General features: G+C 73.1%; 12 protein-coding genes. 11 read left to right on the top strand and 1 reads right to left on the bottom strand.

Annotated features, from left to right (window positions below):
- Positions 1-10 precede the first annotated feature (10 nt).
- The 10 genes from VGC13_RS21005 (at position 11) to VGC13_RS20960 (ending at position 13,874) form a co-directional block, all read left to right on the top strand.
- Entirely contained in the window at positions 11-1,069 is a 1,059-nt protein-coding gene (locus VGC13_RS21005; protein ID WP_331127247.1) for a TauD/TfdA family dioxygenase, read from the top strand.
- A 32-nt stretch (positions 1,070-1,101) separates the two neighbouring features.
- A complete protein-coding gene (locus VGC13_RS21000) occupies positions 1,102-5,121 on the top strand; it encodes an amino acid adenylation domain-containing protein (protein WP_331127246.1) in 4,020 nt (1,339 codons plus the stop codon).
- A gap of 52 nt (positions 5,122-5,173) precedes the next feature.
- Positions 5,174-5,404, top strand: a complete 231-nt coding sequence (locus VGC13_RS20995; protein ID WP_331127245.1) for an MbtH family protein — start codon at positions 5,174-5,176, stop codon at positions 5,402-5,404.
- An 82-nt stretch (positions 5,405-5,486) separates the two neighbouring features.
- On the top strand, positions 5,487-7,178 hold the full coding sequence (locus tag VGC13_RS20990; protein WP_331127244.1) for a cyclic peptide export ABC transporter: 1,692 nt from the start codon (positions 5,487-5,489) through the stop codon (positions 7,176-7,178).
- Between the two features lie 50 nt (positions 7,179-7,228).
- Complete coding sequence (gene ectB / locus VGC13_RS20985) at positions 7,229-8,605, top strand: diaminobutyrate--2-oxoglutarate transaminase (RefSeq protein ID WP_331127243.1); 1,377 nt, start codon at positions 7,229-7,231, stop codon at positions 8,603-8,605.
- Positions 8,596-9,429, top strand: a complete 834-nt coding sequence (locus VGC13_RS20980; protein WP_331127242.1) for a hypothetical protein — start codon at positions 8,596-8,598, stop codon at positions 9,427-9,429. The genes ectB and VGC13_RS20980 overlap by 10 nt, the downstream gene beginning before the upstream one ends.
- A gap of 245 nt (positions 9,430-9,674) precedes the next feature.
- Positions 9,675-10,637, top strand: coding sequence for a hypothetical protein (locus VGC13_RS20975; RefSeq protein WP_331127241.1), 963 nt, complete (start codon positions 9,675-9,677; stop codon positions 10,635-10,637).
- 36 nt (positions 10,638-10,673) lie between these two features.
- Positions 10,674-11,747: a 2,3-diaminopropionate biosynthesis protein SbnA gene (sbnA, locus tag VGC13_RS20970; protein WP_331127240.1), complete on the top strand. Its 1,074-nt coding sequence runs from the start codon at positions 10,674-10,676 to the stop codon at positions 11,745-11,747.
- Positions 11,744-12,787 (top strand): 2,3-diaminopropionate biosynthesis protein SbnB, encoded by a 1,044-nt coding sequence (gene sbnB, locus VGC13_RS20965; protein ID WP_331127239.1) that lies wholly within the window; start codon positions 11,744-11,746, stop codon positions 12,785-12,787. Before sbnA ends, sbnB begins: the two co-directional genes overlap by 4 nt.
- Before the next feature lie 67 nt (positions 12,788-12,854).
- A complete protein-coding gene (locus tag VGC13_RS20960) occupies positions 12,855-13,874 on the top strand; it encodes a TauD/TfdA family dioxygenase (RefSeq protein WP_331127238.1) in 1,020 nt (339 codons plus the stop codon).
- Positions 13,875-14,816: 942 nt separating this feature from the next.
- Here the strand turns inward: VGC13_RS20960 and VGC13_RS20955 are convergent.
- Positions 14,817-15,290, bottom strand: coding sequence for a pyridoxamine 5'-phosphate oxidase family protein (locus VGC13_RS20955; RefSeq protein WP_331127237.1), 474 nt, complete (start codon positions 15,288-15,290; stop codon positions 14,817-14,819).
- A 720-nt stretch (positions 15,291-16,010) separates the two neighbouring features.
- Here VGC13_RS20955 and VGC13_RS20950 point away from each other — a divergent pair.
- Positions 16,011-17,822 (top strand): class I SAM-dependent methyltransferase, encoded by a 1,812-nt coding sequence (locus VGC13_RS20950; protein ID WP_331127236.1) that lies wholly within the window; start codon positions 16,011-16,013, stop codon positions 17,820-17,822.
- The last annotated feature ends 157 nt before the right edge of the window (positions 17,823-17,979 follow it).

The following is a 17,979-nucleotide window of genomic DNA, read 5'->3' as shown; positions in this document are numbered from 1 at the left end:
GCATACGGAGATGTCGAACGAAAACGGCGGGGCCGCCACCCTGCGCAAGCTGGGCCGCGTGGAGCGCAAGGCCGTCACCCTGGGCGGCGAGACGGGGATCCGCACCGGCCAGGTGATCCCGGGCGAGACGCTGCCCCTGGTGGTGCGTCCCGAGACCCAGGGGATGGAGCTGAACGCGTGGGCCGCGGGCGCCCTGGAGTTCATCGAGAAGAAGCTGGTGGAGCACGGCAGCATCCTGTTCCGCGGCTGGAAGGTGGGCGCGCTGGAGGGCTTTCGCGACTTCGTGACGACCACCGGCGGCAACCCCGAGAAGTACACGTACCGCTCCACCCCGCGCACCGAGGTGGGGAACGGGATCTACACGTCCACCGAGTACCCGGCGGACAAGTTCATCCCCATGCACAACGAGCACTCGTACTCGCGCAGCTGGCCCATGCGGCTGTTCTTCTTCGCCGAGCTGCCGTCGCCCGAAGGCGGGATGACGCCCATCGCCGACAGCGCGAAGGTCTACGAGGCCATCCCGGCGCACATCCGCGACAAGTTCGCGGCCAAGCGGGTCATGTACGTGCGCAACTACGGCGACGGCGTCGACCTTCCCTGGCAGGAAGTGTTCAACACCACCGACCGCGCCGTGGTGGAGAAGTTCTGCGCCGAGGAGGGGATCGAGGTGGAGTGGAAGGGCGGCGAGCGGCTGCGCACCCGCCAGGTGTGCCAGGCCGTCATGCGCCACCCCGCCACCGGCAAGACGCTGTGGTTCAACCAGGCGCACCTGTTCCACGTCAGCTCGCTGGACGCCGAGGTGGCCGAGGCGCTGGTGGAGGCGCTGGGCGAGGACGGCGTGCCGCGCAACACCTTCTACGGCGACGGCGAGCCGATCGAGCCCGAGGCGCTGGCCGCCATCCGCAGCGCCTTCGACCAGGTGGAGGTCGCCTTTCCCTGGGAAAAGGACGACATCCTGATGATCGACAACATGTCCGTGGCCCACGCGCGCACGCCGTTCCGCGGCGACCGCAAGATCCGCGCGGCCATGACGCAGCCGGTGCACGGCGACGACCTTCAGCAGCCGTGAACACCCCCTCCCCTCTGGACGGAGCGTCTCCCGTGCAGGCAGTGATCGAGGGCTTTCGTCCGTCGCCGCAGCAGCGGCGGGCGCTGGCCGTGGGGCGCGCCCGCGGCGGGGCGGGGCAGGGCGCCTGCCTTGCCCTGGCCCTGGACGGCGCGCTGGACGCGGACCGGCTGCGCGCGGCGCTGGCGGCCGTGGTGGCGGGCGCCGAGGTGCTGCGCACCCGGCTGGTGCGCGACCCCCGCAGCGGCGTGCCGCTGCAGGTGATCGGCGCCGACGCCCCGTCGTGGGCGGCGGACGCCGACTGGCGGGAGCTTTCGCCCGCCGAGGTGCGCCGCCGCGTGGGCGAGTGGGCGGCGTCGGCGCTGTCGCGGCCGGTGGACGCCGCCGAGCCGCCGCTGGTGCGCGCCGCGCTCCATCGCCTGGCCGGCGGCGGGCACCTGCTGCGCGTTGACCTTCCCGCGGCGCTGGCCGACGCGGCCTCGCTGGGAATGCTGGCGGCGCGGCTGGCCGCGGCGTACGCCGGCACGCCGGACGGCGGGGAGGACGAGGTGCAGTTCGCCGACGTGGCCGAGTGGGTGAACGAGTTCCTCGATTCCGACGAGGCGGCCGAGGGGCGCCGGCACTGGAAGCAGCGCCTGGCGTCCGCCCGCGCCGCCTGGCGCCTGCCGATGGAGTCGCCCGCCGCGGCGGGCGGCGGCACCGCGCCGCGGCTGGTGCCGGTGCCGGTGGATGCGGAGCTGCTGGCCCGGCTGACGGCCGCGGCGGAGGCGGCCGGCGTTCCCGCGCCGACCTTCGCCATGGCGGCGTGGACGGCGCTGGTGCACCGCCTGACGGCGCAGCCGGAGGTCCGGCTCGCGGCGTCGTTCGACGGGCGCGGCTTCGAGGAGATGCGCGGCGCGCTGGGTCCGTTCGCGCGGCAGCTGCCGGTTTCGGTGGACGTCGCCGCGGAGACGACCGTCGCCGCGCTGGCGAAGGCGGTGGGCCGCGCGCTGGCCGAGGCGGAGCGGTGGCAGGACGCCTTCGACGCACCGCACGGCGACGAGCCGGTGGCGCCGCTGGGCTTTGCCTGGCAGCCGCTTCCGTCCGCCGTCCACGCCGGCGGCATCGAGTGGAGCGTCCGCGAGGCGCTGGCGTGCACGGAGCCGTTCCGCGCCGCCCTCCTCTGCACCGTGGACGGGCCGCGGCTGGACGCGCGGCTCCTCGTCGACCCCGCCCACCTGTCCGCCGAGGCGGCGGAGCGGCTGGCGGAGCAGGTGGCGTCGGTGCTGCACGGCGCCGCGGCGAACGCGGAGACCACGGTCGGCGCGCTGCCGGTGATGGGGGCGCGCGAGCGGTCCTTCGTCCTCCAGGGCCTCGCCGCCGGCGGGCCCAACGAGGCGGGCGAGGGCGAGACCGTCCTGGCCCGCATCCTGGACGCCGCCGCGGCGGACCCCGGCCGCGAGGCCATCCGCTGGGAAGACGGCGTGATGACCTACGGCGAGCTGGCCGAGCGCGTCCGCGCCCTCGCGCCGCGCCTCCGCGCCGCGGGGGTGGGGCCCGAGGTGCGCGCCGGCATCCTGCTGGACCGCACCGGCGACGCCGTGGTCGCCATGCTGGCGGTGATGGCGTCGGGCGGCGCGTACGTGCCGCTGGACGGCGCGTATCCCCGCGAGCGGCTGTCGTACATGCTGCGCGATTCCGGCGCCGCCGTGCTGCTGACCGACGCCGCCCGCGCGGACCTGGCCGCCGGGGCCGGCTGCCGCGCGCTTCTCGTCGGCGGCGCGGACCCGGTGGATGCGGCGCGCCCGGCGGGCGAGGACGTTCCGGTGCGGGCGGCGCGGCCGGAAAACGCGGCGTACGTCATCTACACCTCCGGCACCACGGGGCGGCCCAAGGGAACGGTGATCGAGCACCGCGCCCTGGCCCGCTACGTCCGCGCGGCGTCCGCCGCGCTGGAGCTGCCGGGGGGCGCGCAGTACGCCGTGGTCAGCACGCTGGCCGCGGACCTGGGCGCCACCATGCTCTTTCCCGCGCTGTGCCTGGGCGGAACGCTGCACCTGGTCGGCGAGCGCCGCGCCACCGACCCCGAGGCGTGGGCGGAGTACGCGGCACGGCACTCCATCGGCTGCCTGAAGGTGGTGCCCTCGCACCTGCGGCTGCTGCTGGAAGGCGCCTCCCCGGAGCGCGCCCTTCCCCGGCTGCGGCTGGTGCTGGGCGGCGAGTCGGCCGAGGCGGAGCTCGTCGAGCGCGTCCATCGTCTCGCTCCCGGGCTGCGCGTCTTCAACCACTACGGCCCGACGGAAACCACGGTCGGCGTGGTGGCGGGCGAGCTGGCGGGGGAGGACGAGGGGCGTCCGGCGCTGGGCCGGCCCCTCCCGGGTGCGCGCGTCTACCTGCTGGACACGGAGGGGCGTCCCGTCCCCGCCGGCGTTCCCGGCGAGGTGCACGTGGGCGGCGGCACCGTGGCCCGCGGCTACCTGGGCCGCCCCGCGCTGACGGCCGGGCGCTTCGTCCCCGATCCGTTCTCGGCCGCCGGCGGCGCGCGGATGTACCGCACCGGCGACCGCGCCCGCTGGCGCGCGGACGGCCGGCTGGAGTTCCTGGGCCGCCTGGACCACCAGGTAAAGGTCAACGGCTGGCGCGTGGAGCCGGGCGAGGTGGAGGCCGCGCTGGCCGACCACCCCACGGTCGCCACGGCCCGCGTCCTCCCGCGCGAGGAGGACGGCGGCGTCCGGCTCGTCGCGTACGTGGTGCCGGCGGAGGGCGCGGAGATGGACGCGGACGCCCTGCGCGTCCACCTGCGCGGGCGGCTGCCGGAGCCGTTCGTCCCCGCGGACTTCGTCTCGCTCGCCCGCCTGCCGCTGACGCCCAACGGCAAGATCGACCTGCGCGCGCTGCCGGACCCGGCCCAGGCACGCGCCGCCGCGCCGCGCCCCCACGTGGCGCCCCGCACCCCCGTGGAGGCGTCGCTGGCCGAGGTGTGGCGGTCCGTGCTGAACCGCCCCGGCGTGGGCGTGACGGACGACTTCTTCGACCTGGGCGGCAACTCGTTCCTGGCCGTGCGGCTGATGTCGCGCATCCAGAAGGAGTTCGGACGCCGCCTGCCGCTGGCCGCGCTGATCGGCGCGGGCACGGTGGAGGGCGTGGCCGCGCTCCTGGGCGAGGGCGGCGCGGAGTCGGCCCCCGGCCACCTGGTGGAGATCCGCGCGGGCGGCGGCGCCCTGGCCCCGCTGTTCTGCGTCCACCCGGGCGAGGGGACGGTGCTGTGCTACCGCGAGCTGGCGCGGCACCTGGACCCCGAGCGCCCCGTCTACGGCCTGCAGGCGCTGGACTTCGAGCTGGGCCGCGCGCCGCTGGTGCGCATCGAAGAGATGGCGGCGCGCTACGTGGACGCCATCACCGAACGCTTTCCCGACGGGCCGTACCTGCTCGCGGGGTGGTCGTTCGGCGGGCTGGTGGCCTTCGAGGCCGCCCGCCAGCTGGCCGCCCGCGGCGCCGACGTGGAGCGCGTCCTTCTCCTGGACTGCCGCCTTCCCGTCACCGGCCCCGCGCTGGGGACGGTGGACGCCACCCTGTTCCGGCTCAGCCTGCTCTTTCACGGCTCGCGCCTGGTCAGGGACGGCAGCCCCGTCGTCACCCCGGACGAGCTGCGGGGGCTGGACATCCACGCGCAGCTGAAGCTCGTGGCGGAGCGGCAGGGGATCGCCGTCGAGCAGCTGTACCCGGCCCACGTCCCTCCCGACCGCGTGGACGCCTACCTGGAGATCCGGGTGGCGCGCACCCGGGGGATCCTGGAGTACGGGTGGACCCCCGCGCCGGTCGCGGCCACGCTGTTCCGCGCGGGCGAGGTGGAGCTGGACACCGCGTTCCCGGAGCTGGCGCAGTCGTACCTGGACGCCGCGGCGACCCCCGCCTACGGGTGGGACGCGCTGGCCGAAGGACCCGTGGACGTGGTGAACGTCCCCGGCACGCACCACACCATGTTCGCCGAACCCCACGTGCGGGTGCTTGCCCGCGCCGTGGAGACGCACCTGGCCGCCCCCCTCGCCACGGCCCGGACGGCCGCGGCGGACTGAACACGGCCACCCGACCCCCATCCCTTTCTTCCTGACCGGACCGAGACGAACGATGAGCGACGAGACCGAGGACACGCGCGAGTACACCGTGGTGATCAACCACGAAGAGCAGTACAGCATCTGGCTGGCCGGCGGCGACCCGCCGGCCGGGTGGACCGAGGCCGGCAAGCGCGGCACCCGGGCCGAGTGCCTGGCCTTCATCGAAGAGGTGTGGACGGACATGCGCCCGCTGTCGCTGCGCCGCCGGATGGAAGAAGACGCCCTGGCGGGCGCCGCGGCCTGACCGCCCACCCGTAGCCGGCAAGCCCCGCGACGGCCTCCCCCGGCCGCCGCGGGGCCCGCCCCACTCGAACCGAAAGCGGTCCATGCTGCAAATGGTGAATGTCGCCAGGTACCTGCTGGGGATGTCGCGAGGCATCCGCATGTCCAGGCTCACCCTCTGGGGGGTGATCGGGACAGGGCTGGCCAGCGGTCTGGCGATGGCTGGGCTGGTCGGCGTGATCAACGCGCTGATCAGCCGGGGAGGGCCCCCCTCCGCCGCCCTGATGTGGGCCTTCGTGGCCCTGGTCATCCTGCGTCCCGCCCTGCGGTTCGTTTCGCAGGTGCTGCTGCTGCGGCTTACCGAGCACAGCTTCTACGTGCTGCGCGTCGACCTGTGCCGCCGCATTCTGGCCACCCCCATGCGCCACCTCGAAGAGCTGGGGCGCGCCAAGCTGATGGCGGGGCTTTCCACCGACGTGGGGCAGATCGCCGGCGCGGTGGTGCTCATGCCGCAGCTGATGATGCACCTTGCCGTGGTGGTGGGCTTCGTGGTGTACCTGTGGTGGCTCGCCTGGCCCCTGCTTCCCGTGCTGCTGGCCGTGACGGCGCTGGGGTGGGTGAGCTTCAACTGGGCGCTCAACCGCGCCGTGGAGAAGACGGCGCTGGGGCGCGAGCTGTACGACAAGGTGTTCCAGGGGCTGCGCGCGGTGATCGAGGGCACCAAGGAGCTCAAGATGCACGGCGCCCGCCGCGACCAGTTCATGGCCGAGTTCGACGCCACCTCGCGCCGCCACCGCCGCGAGATCCGGCACAGCGACGTGGCGCTGGCGTGGCTGGCCACCTGGAGCGAGATGCTGTTCTTCCTGGCCATCGGCCTGTTCCTGTTCGTCACCCCGCGCTTCATCCAGGTGGAGCCCGCGGTGCTCAGCAGCTACGTGCTCGCGGTGCTCATGCTGCGCACCCCGGTCGAAGCGCTGAACAACGGCCTCCCGGTGCTCAGCCAGTCGGCCGTGGCCATCAAGAAGGTGGAGCAGCTCACGGCCGACCTCACGGCCCGCGGCGGCGACACGGGCGAGCACACCCCCGTGGTGCCGGGCAACGCCTGGCGCTCGCTGGAGATGGTGGACGTCACCCACGCCTACTGGCGCGAGCAGGAGGACGAGGCCTTCCAGATGGGGCCCATCAACCTGTCGTTCGTCCCCGGCGAGCTGGTGTTCATCGTGGGCGGCAACGGCAGCGGCAAGACCACGCTCGCCAAGATCCTGCTGGGCATCTACGCCCCGGAGAGCGGCGAGATCCGGCTGGACGGCCGCGCCGTGACCGACGAGGAGCGCGACCGCTACCGCCAGCACTTCTCGGTGGTGTTCAGCGACTTCTACCTCTTCGACGAGCTGATGGGGATGGCGTCGCCGGAGCTGGACCAGCGCGCGCAGGCGTACCTGCGCCGGCTGCACCTGCAGCACAAGGTGCAGGTGCGCGAGGGCAGGCTCAGCACCACCGACCTGTCCACCGGCCAGCGCAAGCGGCTGGCGCTGCTGGGCGCGTACCTGGAAGACCGCCCCATCTACCTGTTCGACGAGTGGGCCGCGGACCAGGACCCCGTCTTCAAGGACGTGTTCTACACCCAGCTCCTTCCCGAGCTGCGCGCGGCCGGCAAGACGGTCATCGCCATCAGCCACGACGACCGGTACTACGCCGCGGCCGACCGCATCGTGCGGCTCGAGAACGGCGGCGTCGCGTACGACGGCGCCCCCGGCGACTACGTCCCCGCGGCCCTGGCGCTGGAGGCCGTGTGAGCGCCCATCCCATCACCCATCCGCCACATCCGCACTTGCAGGGGCAGGCCATGGAAGACAATCGACTGATCCGCCGGACGGACGGCCTTCGCGGCGTCCGCCCCGCCTCGCCGCCGGCCCGCGAGGGGCTGCAGACCTTCGACGCGCTCGAGTCGGCCGTCCGCAGCTACTGCCGCGCGTTCCCCGTCGTCTTTACCCGCGCCAGCGGCGCGCTGCTGACGGACGAGAACGGCCGCGAGTACGTGGACTTCTTCGCCGGCGCGGGGACGCTCAACTACGGCCACAACCCCTCCTTTCTCAAGCAGAAGGTGGTGGAGTACCTGGCCGGCGACGGCATCGTGCACGGGCTCGACCTGGCCACGGCCGCCAAGCGCGCCTTCCTGGAGCGCTTCGACGCCGTGGTCCTGAAGCCGCGCGGGCTGGAGTACCGCGTGCAGTTTCCCGGGCCCACGGGGACCAACGCCGTGGAGGCCGCGCTCAAGCTGGCCCGCAAGGCCACGGGGCGCCGCACGGTGGCGTTCTTCGCCAACGCGTACCACGGGATGACGCTGGGCGCGCTGGCCGTGACCGGCAACGCCGCCAAGCGCCGCGGCGCCGGCGTTCCCCTGCACGACACCGTGTCGCTGCCGTACGACGGCGACCTGGGGCCGGGGATGGACACGCTGGACGTGTTCGAGGCCATGCTGCGCAACTCCGGCGCCGGGGTGGAGCTTCCCGCCGCCGTGATCGTGGAGACGGTGCAGGCCGAGGGCGGGGTAAAGGTGGCCGGCTGGGCGTGGCTGCGCCGGCTGGAGCAGCTGTGCCGCGCGCACGGCGTGCTGCTCATCGTGGACGACATCCAGACCGGGTGCGGCCGCACGGGCCCCTTCTTCTCGTTCGAGCCGGCCGGCATCACGCCGGACCTGGTGTGCCTCTCCAAGTCCATCAGCGGGATCGGGCTGCCGATGGCGCTGGTGCTCATCCGCCCCGAGCTGGACGTGTGGAGCCCGGGCGAGCACAACGGCACCTTCCGCGGCAACAACCTGGCGTTCGTCACCGCGGCGGCCACGCTGGACTACTGGGAGCACGACGGGCTCACGCGCGCCGTGGCCGAGAAGAGCGGCCTCATCCGCGCCCGGCTGCAGTCGTGGGCCGACGCGCACCCCGCGCTGGGCGCCACGGTGGTGGGCCGCGGGATGATCCTGGGGATCCGCTTCGCCGACCACGACATGGCGTCGCGCATCAGCGCCGGCGCGTTCGCGCGCGGCGTGATCGTGGAGACGGCGGGGCCCAGCGACGAGGTGCTCAAGCTCATCCCGCCCCTCACCATCCCCGACGGCCTGCTGGAGCTGGGGCTGTCGCGCATCGAGGCGGCGCTGGAAGAGGCGGTTTCGCGGGACCTGGAGGCGGCGTCCGCGCCCGCGGCGGGCGAGGTCCAATGGGTGTGACCCGCGTGGTGGCGGCGCTGCACCTGTACCGCGGCCCGGCCCGGCCGCTGGTGGTGAAGTTCGGAGGCACCTCGGTGGGCACGCCGGCCCGCATGCGCCGCGCGGCGCGCCGGGTGGCGGCGTACACCCGCGCCGGGCACGCGGTGGTGGTGGTGGTGAGCGCCATGGGGCACCGCACCGACCACATCCTGCGCTGGGTGAACGCGGTGTGCGGCGGCCCCCGCCCCGAGGGCGGCGAGCGCGAGGTGGACCGCGCCGTGGCCACCGGCGAGGAGCTTTCGGCCGGGCTGATGGCCGCGGGGCTGTGCGCGCTGGGCGTCCGCGCCACCGCGCTGCGCGGCGGCGAGGCGGGCGTCTCGGTGGTGGGCCCGTTCGGCGGGGGGCGCATCCGCGAGGTGCGCGCGTCCCGGCTGCGGGCGCTGCTGGCCGACGGCGTCGTCCCCGTGATCGCCGGGTTCCAGGGCGAGCGCGAAGACGGCGAGCTGGTGACGCTGGAGCGCGGCGGCAGCGACATCACCGCCGTGGCGGTGGCGGCGGCGCTGGGCGGGGCCCCCTGCCACATCGTCACCGACGTGGACGCGGTGTACGCGGCCGATCCCCGGATGGACGCGGGGGCCGAGCGCTACACCGACCTGACGCACGAGGAGATGCTGGCGCTGGCCGAGGGCGGGGCGCACGTGCTGCACGCCGGCGCGGCGCGGCTGGCCCACGCCCGCGGCGTCCCCCTGCGCGTCTACTCGTTCCGCGCCCCCATCCGCCGCCCCGGCGGCACCCGTGTGGGCGGCTCCGCCATGGCCGCGGACGGCGTGGGCGAAGCGCCGTGACGGCGGGAAGGGCGCGGGCGGCGGCGTAGCCCGCGCCCGCGGGACGTGGCGGGAAGGACCAGGCGGCGGACGCGGATGGCGCGCCGGCCCGGGACGGGATTGTCCCACCCCGCTTACGAATGCCGACACAAGTTCGCGTTCGCGGCGGAACCGAGCGAAAGACCCCGGTCCCGGGTGGGGGCCGAACCACATACGCGGCCGCCGCAGGGCGCGCGCCGCGGCAGTCGAAACACAAGGATAGAACGATGTCGAAGAGGCACCTGATCTCGGTGGGCGACCTGCTCCCGGACGAGCTGAACTACCTGGTGGACCGCGGGATCCAGATGCGCGCCACCCCCGGCGGCATCCGCACGCTGAACGGCAAGTGCGTGGGCATCTGGTTCCGCAAGACCAGCACCCGCACCCGCACCTCGTTCACGGTGGGCGCACAGAAGCTGGGGGCGGACGTCATCTCGTACGGTCCGGCAGACCTGCAGACCAACACGGGCGAGACCCTCGAGGACACCAGCCGCGTGCTGAGCGGATTCCTGGACGCCCTGGTGGTGCGCACCGCCGAGGACCAGCGCGAGATGGAGGTCCTGGCCGGCCAGACGTCCATGTCGGTGGTAAACGCCATGGCCGACCTGGAGCACCCCAGCCAGGCGCTGGCCGACCTTACCACCATGAAGGAGCACTTTGGCCGCCTGGACGGGCTGCACGTGCTGTACATGGGCGAAGGAAACAACAGCGCCGCCGCGCTGGCCCTGGCGCTGGCGAAGGTGCCGGGCGCCCGGCTCACCCTGCTCACGCCCCCCGAGTACGGCGTTCCGCCGATCGTGATGGAGCGCGCGCGGGCCACGGCGGCGGGCTACGGCGCGGCCATCGAGGAGTTCCACGACGCGTCGATGGCGCCGGAGGGCGTGGACGTGGTCTACACCACCCGCTGGCAGACCACGGGGAGCAGCAAGCCGCACGAGGACTGGCGCGAGCGCTTTGCCCCCTTCGCCGTGACGCCCGGGCTCATGGCGCGCGTGTCCAGGCCGGAGGGCGGCACCGTCTTCATGCACGACCTTCCCGCCGTGCGCGGCGAAGAGGTGCACGCCGACGTGCTGGACGGCGCGCAGAGCATCGCGTTTCGCCAGGCGGAGAACAAGCTGTACAGCGCCATGGCGGTGCTGGAGTGGTGCGTGGCCGGCCCCCAGAACGGTGAACCCTCGCATGCGCCCTGACCAGGACGCCTCACGCCTGCCTCCGAGAGAGAACGCATGAAGCCGTATTTTGAACTTCCGCCGGACGTGGCGTTCCGCACCCGGTCCTTTGCCCCCGGGAGCGACCTGCCGCGCACGGACGAGGGCGTGCTGAGCGCCGTGGGGCACACCCCGCTCGTCAGCCTGCGCGGCGTGGGCGGCGGCCGGCTCAAGGTCTACGCCAAGCTGGAGGGGCTCAACCCCGGCGGCAGCGCCAAGGACCGGCCGGCCCTGAACATCATCCGCGCCGGGATCGCCGCGGGGCACATCCGCCCGGGCACCGTGGTGGTGGAGAGCAGCTCGGGGAACATGGGGATCGGGCTGGCCCAGGCGTGCAGCTACCTCGGGCTGCGCTTCGTGTGCGTGGTGGACCCGCGCACCACCGGGCCGCACATCGCCCTGCTGCGCGCCTACGGCGCCGAGGTCGAGGTGGTGGAGCACCCGGACCCCGAGACGGGCGAGTACCTCCCCGCCCGCATCCGCCGGGTGCGCGAGATCGTGGCGTCGGTCGAGAGCGGGTTCTGGCCCGACCAGTTCAGCAACGAGGCCAACAGCGCCTCGCACCGCGACGGCACCATGCGCGAGATCGCGGCCGAGCTGGAGGGCGAGGTGGACTACGTGTTCTGCGCCACCAGCACCTGCGGCACCCTGCGCGGCTGCGCCGACTACATTCGCGACGAGGGAATGAGCACCCGGGTGGTGGCCGTGGACGCGCTGGGAAGCGTGATCTTCGGCGGCCCCACGGCCAGGCGCATCATCCCCGGGCTGGGCTCGGGGCTGATGCCGGGGCTGCTGCGTCCCGGCCTGGCCGACGCGCAGGTGCACGTCACCAACCTGGACTGCGTGGTGGGGTGCCGTAAGGTGGCCCGGCGCGAGGCCATGCTGGTGGGAGGAAGCGCCGGCGGCGTCTACAACGCCTTCGAGCGCATGCAGCACGAGCTTCCCGATGGCGCCCTGTGCGTCCTGGTCTTCAGCGACCGCGGGGAGCGCTACATCGACACGGTCTTCTCCGACGAGTGGGTCTTCCACACCTTCGGCGACGTGTCTCACCTGTGGGAAACCGACGACGAGAGGGTGGCAGCGTGGACATGAACGGAATTCTGCTCCTGCGGGGCGAAGAGGTCAGGGAGCTGCTGGACGGGCGCGAGGACGAGGTGATGGGCGCGGTGGCCGCGGCGTACCGCGCCCACGGCGTGGGCGACAGCGACCTGCCCCACAGCACCTTCCTGCGCTTTCCGCACGACCCGTCGGGGCGGGTCATCTCGCTTCCCGCGTTCGTGGGCGGCGGCCTGCGGGTGGCGGGGAACAAATGGATCGCGTCGTTCCCCCGCAACCTGCAGGCGGGGATGGAGCGCGCTTCGGCGACGCTGGTCCTGAACTCGGCCGACACCGGCCGCCCGCACGCCTTCATGGAGGCGTCGCTCATCAGCGCCCGGCGCACCGCGGCCAGCGCGGCGCTGGCGGCCGTGCACCTGCACGAGGGGCTGGACCATTCGCGGGTGGGGATCGTGGGCTGCGGCCCCATCTCGCTGGAGATGGTGCGCTTTCTTCGCGCGGCGCTGCCGGGGGTGGAGTCGCTGGTGGTGTTCGACCTGAGCATGGAGCGGGCGGAGAACTTCCGCGCCGTGGTCGAGCGCGAGCTGGGAATGATGGACGTGCGCATCGCGGGGTCCACGGACGAGGTGCTGTCGGCGGCGTCGCTCGTGGCGTTCGGGACGACGGCGGGCACGCCGCACGTGGAGGCGCTTCCCGCGGGCCCGCGCCCGCAGACCCTCCTGAACATCTCGCTGCGCGACCTGGCCCCGGAGATCATCCTGGGCGCCGACAACGTGGTGGACGACGTGGACCACGTGGCGCGCGCGGCCACCTCCATCCACCTGGCCGAGCAGGCGTGCGGCAACCGCGACTTCGTGCGGTGCACCCTGGCCGACGTGCTGGACGGCCGCGCCCCGGCCCGCGCGGGCGGCGGCGGCGTGACCATCTTCAGCCCCTTCGGCCTGGGGGTGCTGGACCTGGCCGTGGCGCAGCTGGTGTACGAGCGCGCCGGCGCCGAGGGCATCGGCACGCGGCTGGACGGCTTTTTTCCCCAGCCGTGGGACGCCGAGCGCCCCGCGGCGGCGGCTGCGCGCTGAAGCGCCCCGATCGACCGGAGCACGTACGCATCCACCCGACATCCAACGTCTTTACAGGAGCACAGACATGAGCCAGGCATCCGAGATCCGGGGCGGCGTGATGGAGCTTGACGGCCCCGTCCGCGAAGAGCTGCTCAACGAGGGACAGACCCTGCCGCTGGTGATCAGGCCGGTGGAGGAGGGGATCGACGCGCTGGAGTGGGCGCGCGCCAACCAGGAGTACATCGAGGCCCGCCTGCACACGCACGGCGCCATCCTGTTCCGCGGCTTTCCCATCGACAGCACGGACGGCTTCCACGACTTTGCCGCGGCGGTCGCGGGCGACCTGCTGGAGTACAAGGAGCGCTCGTCCCCGCGCCACGAAGAGGGCGACAAGGTCTACACGTCGACCGACTTTCCTCCCGAGCACCGCATCTTCCTGCACAACGAGCACTCGTACTCCACCCGCTTTCCGCTGAGGCTGTTCTTCTGCTGCCTGCTCCCGTCCGAGACGGGCGGCCAGACACCCATCGCGGACGTGCGCAACGTCTACAACCGGATCGATCCCGCGGTCCGCGACCGCTTCGCGGCCGAGAAGTACATGTACGTCCGCAACTTCGGCATGGGCTTCGGGCTTCCCTGGCAGACCACCTTCCAGAGCGACGACCCGGCCGCCGTGGAGGCGTACTGCCGGAAGAACGACATCAGCTGGGAGTGGAAGGACGACGGCGGCCTGCGCACCCGCCAGGTGCGGCCCGCGATCTCGGTGCACCCGCGCACGGGTGAGACGGTGTGGATGAACCACGCGACCTTCTTCCACATCACCACGCTGGCCGAAGAGGTGCGTGAGATGATGACGTCGGTGTTCGCCGAAGAGGACCTGCCCAACAACACCTACTACGGCGACGGCTCGCCCATCGACGACGAGACGGTGGAGGACCTGCGCGCCGCGTACGACGCCGAGACCATCCTGTTCGACTGGGAAAAGGGCGACGTGCTGCTGTGCGACAACATGCTGGTGGCGCACGGCCGCGAGTCGTTCACGGGCCAGCGCAAGGTGCTGGTGGCCATGGCGCAGCCGCACACGCACCCGGGCTACGAGGGCTGATCCAGCCCCGAAAGCGCCTGCTTCCCCGCCGGGGGCCCCACGCACGGGTTTCCGGCGTCGTGGGGAGGAAGGATCCGGAGCGCGGAGCGGCTGGACGGCTGGCCTGAGTGACGGGCCCGGTACGTCGGGGATGCCGGGTCCTGCCCGGCGCGCAGCCAGGCGGAGCGCCCACCACGACCCGTGGTGGGCGCTCTCCGTGTGTGCCTGGGCACGTCCTGGCTCCGGGTGGACGTCCCCGAAGCACCGTGGCAGCCGGAACCGATCGCCGAAGGCAGGGGTGCCCGCCCCTGATCGGGATGCCAGATCCCGAGTCCGATCGAAAACGCCAGGAGCCGAGCCGAGGTCGGTGGTCCGCGGGTGCTTCGATGTATCCGGTCGAGATCGCGCGTCTGAGCGCATTCTCGTGAGCCGAACGTTCAAACGGCCAGGAGCCAAAGCAGCCACAGCGGCTTCTTGTACCGGCTCAGATCCTGAAAAAGAACAGTCGTACAGAGGAACAGAGTCAGACAGAGAAAGCGAGCCAGGGTGTCATCTTCGCTCCTCTGTCTGACTCTGTTCCTCTGTACGCATGAAGGTGTTGTTTTCCCGGATTCGGCGTCACACCGAGGACATGGGGAAGACAAGAGGACAGATTTCTCCTCCGTGCTCTCCGTGCCTTCCGTGAGACGGCGGTAGAAGTTCGGGTGCACAATGAACCGCGGGATCCGGTATCAGATCCTGGAAAAGAACAGTCGTACGGAGGAACAGGGTCAGACAGAGAAAGCGGGCTGAAAGATCATCCCGGAGTCGCGCACCGCCTCGCCCGGCACCACCGCGAAAGGTGGTGATGATGCCGTCGCTGGCGCCGTAGACCCGGTCGCGCAGGTAGTGGCGCGGCAGCTCGGTGCCAAAGGGCGGCTCGTGGCTCGCCCGCCCGCGCGCGCTCAAGCGCAGCCGTCGCGCTCAGGGCTTCCCCGCGGGCGCCCCGGGCGTGGCTTCGCGCCCGGTGACCTCCTGGAGGGAGATGCGAAAGAGCACCTTGCGGTGGGGGACCGGGTCGCCGGGGGCCAGGGTCTCCGGCAGTAGCGTGCGGAGCAGCTCCAGCCCCCTGCCGCGCGCCGCCTCCCGCCACTCCGGCCCGTCCGGGGCGATGGCGTAGAAGCCGCCGTGCACCACCACGCTGCGCCACTGGAAGAGGCCCTCCACCTCGTCCACCTCGAACGCCACCGGCCACCACTGCTCGCCGGTCACGATGAGCTTGGTGCCCCGCGAGGTGCGGCCGTACAGCCACTCCCCGTCGAACACGTAGTGCAGCGGCTCGACGTCGACGCGGTTCCCGTACGCATAGGCCATCCGCCCCACGTGGTTCCGCGAAAGGACCCGTTCGCACTCCTCCCGGTCCAGGGATCGGATGCGGGGCTGGGGCGGCGTGCTCATTCTTTTCTCCCTGACCTGGATGGGTTGCCCGGCGCATCGCGCCGCCGGGAAAAGCATAGCGGGCGCCGCACCGCCGCGGGTCAGGGAAAGAAACCCGGCCGGGAGGGGAGTGTCCCCACGGCATTCATGGCGTTCGCCCCCGCACGCGCAACGGTTTCCGGCGGCGTCCGGGAGTCCGGCCGGAGCCGCTTCGCTCCGGCCTCCACGCGCGCCCGGTGCCGGCTTCGACTCCTTTCCCGTCTGGAACCAGCCGGTGGCGCGGCCGGTCGAAGCACCTCTTCCCGAGCGTTTCCGGAGCGTTCGAACCCCGGGCGCCGTCTCCTGCCGCTCCACGGTCCGGCCAGCCCCTTCGCCGGAATCCGGACTGTCCGGGCCACGCCGGTGAAGGGCGGAGAGCCGGTCGTGCGCGCGTCCCGATGGCCGTAAACGGGCGACGGGCCGGGGCAGCCTTCCCAAAATGATTGTCCCTTGTCATTATAGATTCAGACACTAAAAAATCTCTGCGTATCCCCAGGCGCGCGGACCGGGTCCGTGCCCGCCGGCGCTGATGCGCGGCTGCCGGTCGGTTTCCCGTCCGGGCCGCCCCTCGTGGCGCGCCCCGCCGTACCCGTGCGGGAGCGGGTCCCGGACGCTCCATCCTCCATACCGGTTTCATCGTGCCACCGGCGGCACACAGCGCCCGCTCCCCGGCTTCTCCCACCCACGCGCTCCGGCCAGACCATGCCTTCACACACGCAGACCGGACCGCGTGCCGCCACCGGCACGGTCAGCATCCCCCGGATCGTGGGCGCCCCGACGGGTGAGCAGCCGCGTCCGCTTTCGGCCGCGGCGCGGACGATCCACGAGGCGCTGGGGGTGCCGATGACGGCGCTTCCGGGGATCGAGGCCGAGGACCCCGGCTACGTGCGCGAGCACTCGCGGGCGCTCAACGAGCTGATCGACGGGCGCCCCGCGCCCTGCGGCCCCGCGGGGGTGCTGGCGGGGCACCTGGACGCGGCCGGGTGGGGGGACGGCGCCGCCAGCGTGCCGCCGGCCTTTCCCGGGCTGTGGGAGCGCGGCGACGTGCCGGCGCTGGACGCGTGCGGGCTGGAGGCGCTGGAGGCCGAGTGGCGCCGGCGGATGGACGCGGGGGCGTGGGCGCCGGCGGCGGCGGCGCTGCGCCGCGAGGTGGGCTTCGCGGCGGCGTGGCGCGACATCCTGGGCGGCGACTTCGACGCTACCGGCCGCGGGGCCGAGTACACCCGGGGGATGGAGGTATTCCAGGCCAGCCGCTGGCTGGGCGCGCGCACCCTGCTGGGACTGGTGGGCGCGCGCGGGGGCGGCGTGTACCTGGACGTGCTGGGCGGCGACGGCTACGTGTGGCGCCTGCTGCAGGCCGAGCGCGGGGCCGCCGCGCCCCGCCTGGCGCTGGTGCGCCATTCCGGCCTCTCCGCGGACGGCTTCGCGGGGGGCGAGCTTCCCGCCCGCCTGGCCGCCGCCGCCGCCCGGGTGCACGCCGCCGAGCCCGGGGCGTGGGTGCTGGCCGTGGGCGACGCCGACGCGTCCGGCGCGGCGGCGGCCGTCCTGCTGCGGCGCGAGGGGGGCGCGCTGGCCGCGTCTCCCGCGCGGCCGCTGTCCGCCGAGGCGCTGGCCCGGCTGGCCCGGCTTCCCGGCGCGGCCTGGCACCAGCCCGGCGCCGGCTTCGGCGCGCCCGCCGCCTTCGGCGACGCGCTGGTGGTGACCAACGACGTGTCGCCGCACATGTTCACCCGCGCGGGAGCGTGGGGCTTTCCCACCCGCGAGGACGCGCGGCGGCTGTCGCGCTCGTTCCACGAGGGGGCGTTCGACGGGGTGCTGTTCGCCTACGGCACGCACCACGTCGACGACATGGGCGCGGCGCTGCGCGAAGGGTTCGCGGTGGTCAGGCCGGGCGGCACCGTGGTGGTGCACGACTTCTTCGACGAGGGGCCGGCGGGGCAGTGGTTTCACCGCATCGTCGACAGGCGCAGCAAGACGGGGCACGACTTTCCGCACATCGGCCCGGTGCAGATGGCGGCGCACCTGCTGCGCGCGGGCTTTCGCGACGTGCGCCTGCACGAGATCCAGGACCCCTTCCTTTTCGTCTGCGCGCCGGGGGAGGGGCGCGCCCGCGAGCTGGCGCTGGGGTACATCATGGGGATGTACGGGCTGGAGCAGGGCTTTCCCCACGGCGTGGACGAGCTGGAGGACGCCATCCGCGAGATCCTGACGTATCCCGAGGTGGGCGAGCTTCCCGTGTTCGGCGAGGACTACGTGTACATCCCCCGCCGCGCGGTGGTCGCCGTGGCGCGCCGCCCGGCAGAGGGCGAGGCGCCGCGCTCGGAGGCCGACCGGGCGCTGGCCCGCACCCTCGCCGGCCTGTTTCGCCGCGACCCGGACGCGCTGGCCGCGGCGCTGGACCTCCCGGAGTCCGTGCGGCGCTACTGGTTCGCCCCCGACGGCCGCCGCTGGGGGATCGCCCCGGCGGAGCGCGAGGACTTCCTCGCCTGGACGGATTCGCTCCGGGCCTCCTGAAGAGACGGGGACGAGGGACGGCGGCGGGGGATCGAAACCGGCGGCGCGGAGAAAAACACAGTGACGACGCGGATTTTCATCCCCCTTACCGGTCCCGCACAGAAAACCCTTGACCGCGAAGCCGGTGTAGAGCATACTTCGTACGAACTCTTTCGTA

It is taken from the genome of Longimicrobium sp., assembly GCF_036399255.1.
In the GTDB taxonomy this organism is placed as follows: Bacteria; Gemmatimonadota; Gemmatimonadetes; order Longimicrobiales; family Longimicrobiaceae; genus Longimicrobium.
The sequence above is the reverse complement of the archived record's forward strand: the minus strand, read 5'-3'. Positions and strand labels throughout refer to the sequence as shown.

Coding starts and splice junctions, on each gene's coding strand:
- VGC13_RS21005 (WP_331127247.1), top strand. CDS start 11: ATGTCGAACGAAAACGGCGGGGCCGCCACCCTGCGCAAGCTGGGCCGC.
- sbnB (WP_331127239.1), top strand. CDS start 11,744: ATGAACGGAATTCTGCTCCTGCGGGGCGAAGAGGTCAGGGAGCTGCTG.
- VGC13_RS20955 (WP_331127237.1), bottom strand. CDS start 15,290: ATGAGCACGCCGCCCCAGCCCCGCATCCGATCCCTGGACCGGGAGGAG.
- VGC13_RS20975 (WP_331127241.1), top strand. CDS start 9,675: ATGTCGAAGAGGCACCTGATCTCGGTGGGCGACCTGCTCCCGGACGAG.
- VGC13_RS20950 (WP_331127236.1), top strand. CDS start 16,011: ATGCCTTCACACACGCAGACCGGACCGCGTGCCGCCACCGGCACGGTC.
- VGC13_RS20960 (WP_331127238.1), top strand. CDS start 12,855: ATGAGCCAGGCATCCGAGATCCGGGGCGGCGTGATGGAGCTTGACGGC.
- VGC13_RS20995 (WP_331127245.1), top strand. CDS start 5,174: ATGAGCGACGAGACCGAGGACACGCGCGAGTACACCGTGGTGATCAAC.
- ectB (WP_331127243.1), top strand. CDS start 7,229: ATGGAAGACAATCGACTGATCCGCCGGACGGACGGCCTTCGCGGCGTC.
- VGC13_RS20990 (WP_331127244.1), top strand. CDS start 5,487: ATGCTGCAAATGGTGAATGTCGCCAGGTACCTGCTGGGGATGTCGCGA.
- sbnA (WP_331127240.1), top strand. CDS start 10,674: ATGAAGCCGTATTTTGAACTTCCGCCGGACGTGGCGTTCCGCACCCGG.
- VGC13_RS20980 (WP_331127242.1), top strand. CDS start 8,596: ATGGGTGTGACCCGCGTGGTGGCGGCGCTGCACCTGTACCGCGGCCCG.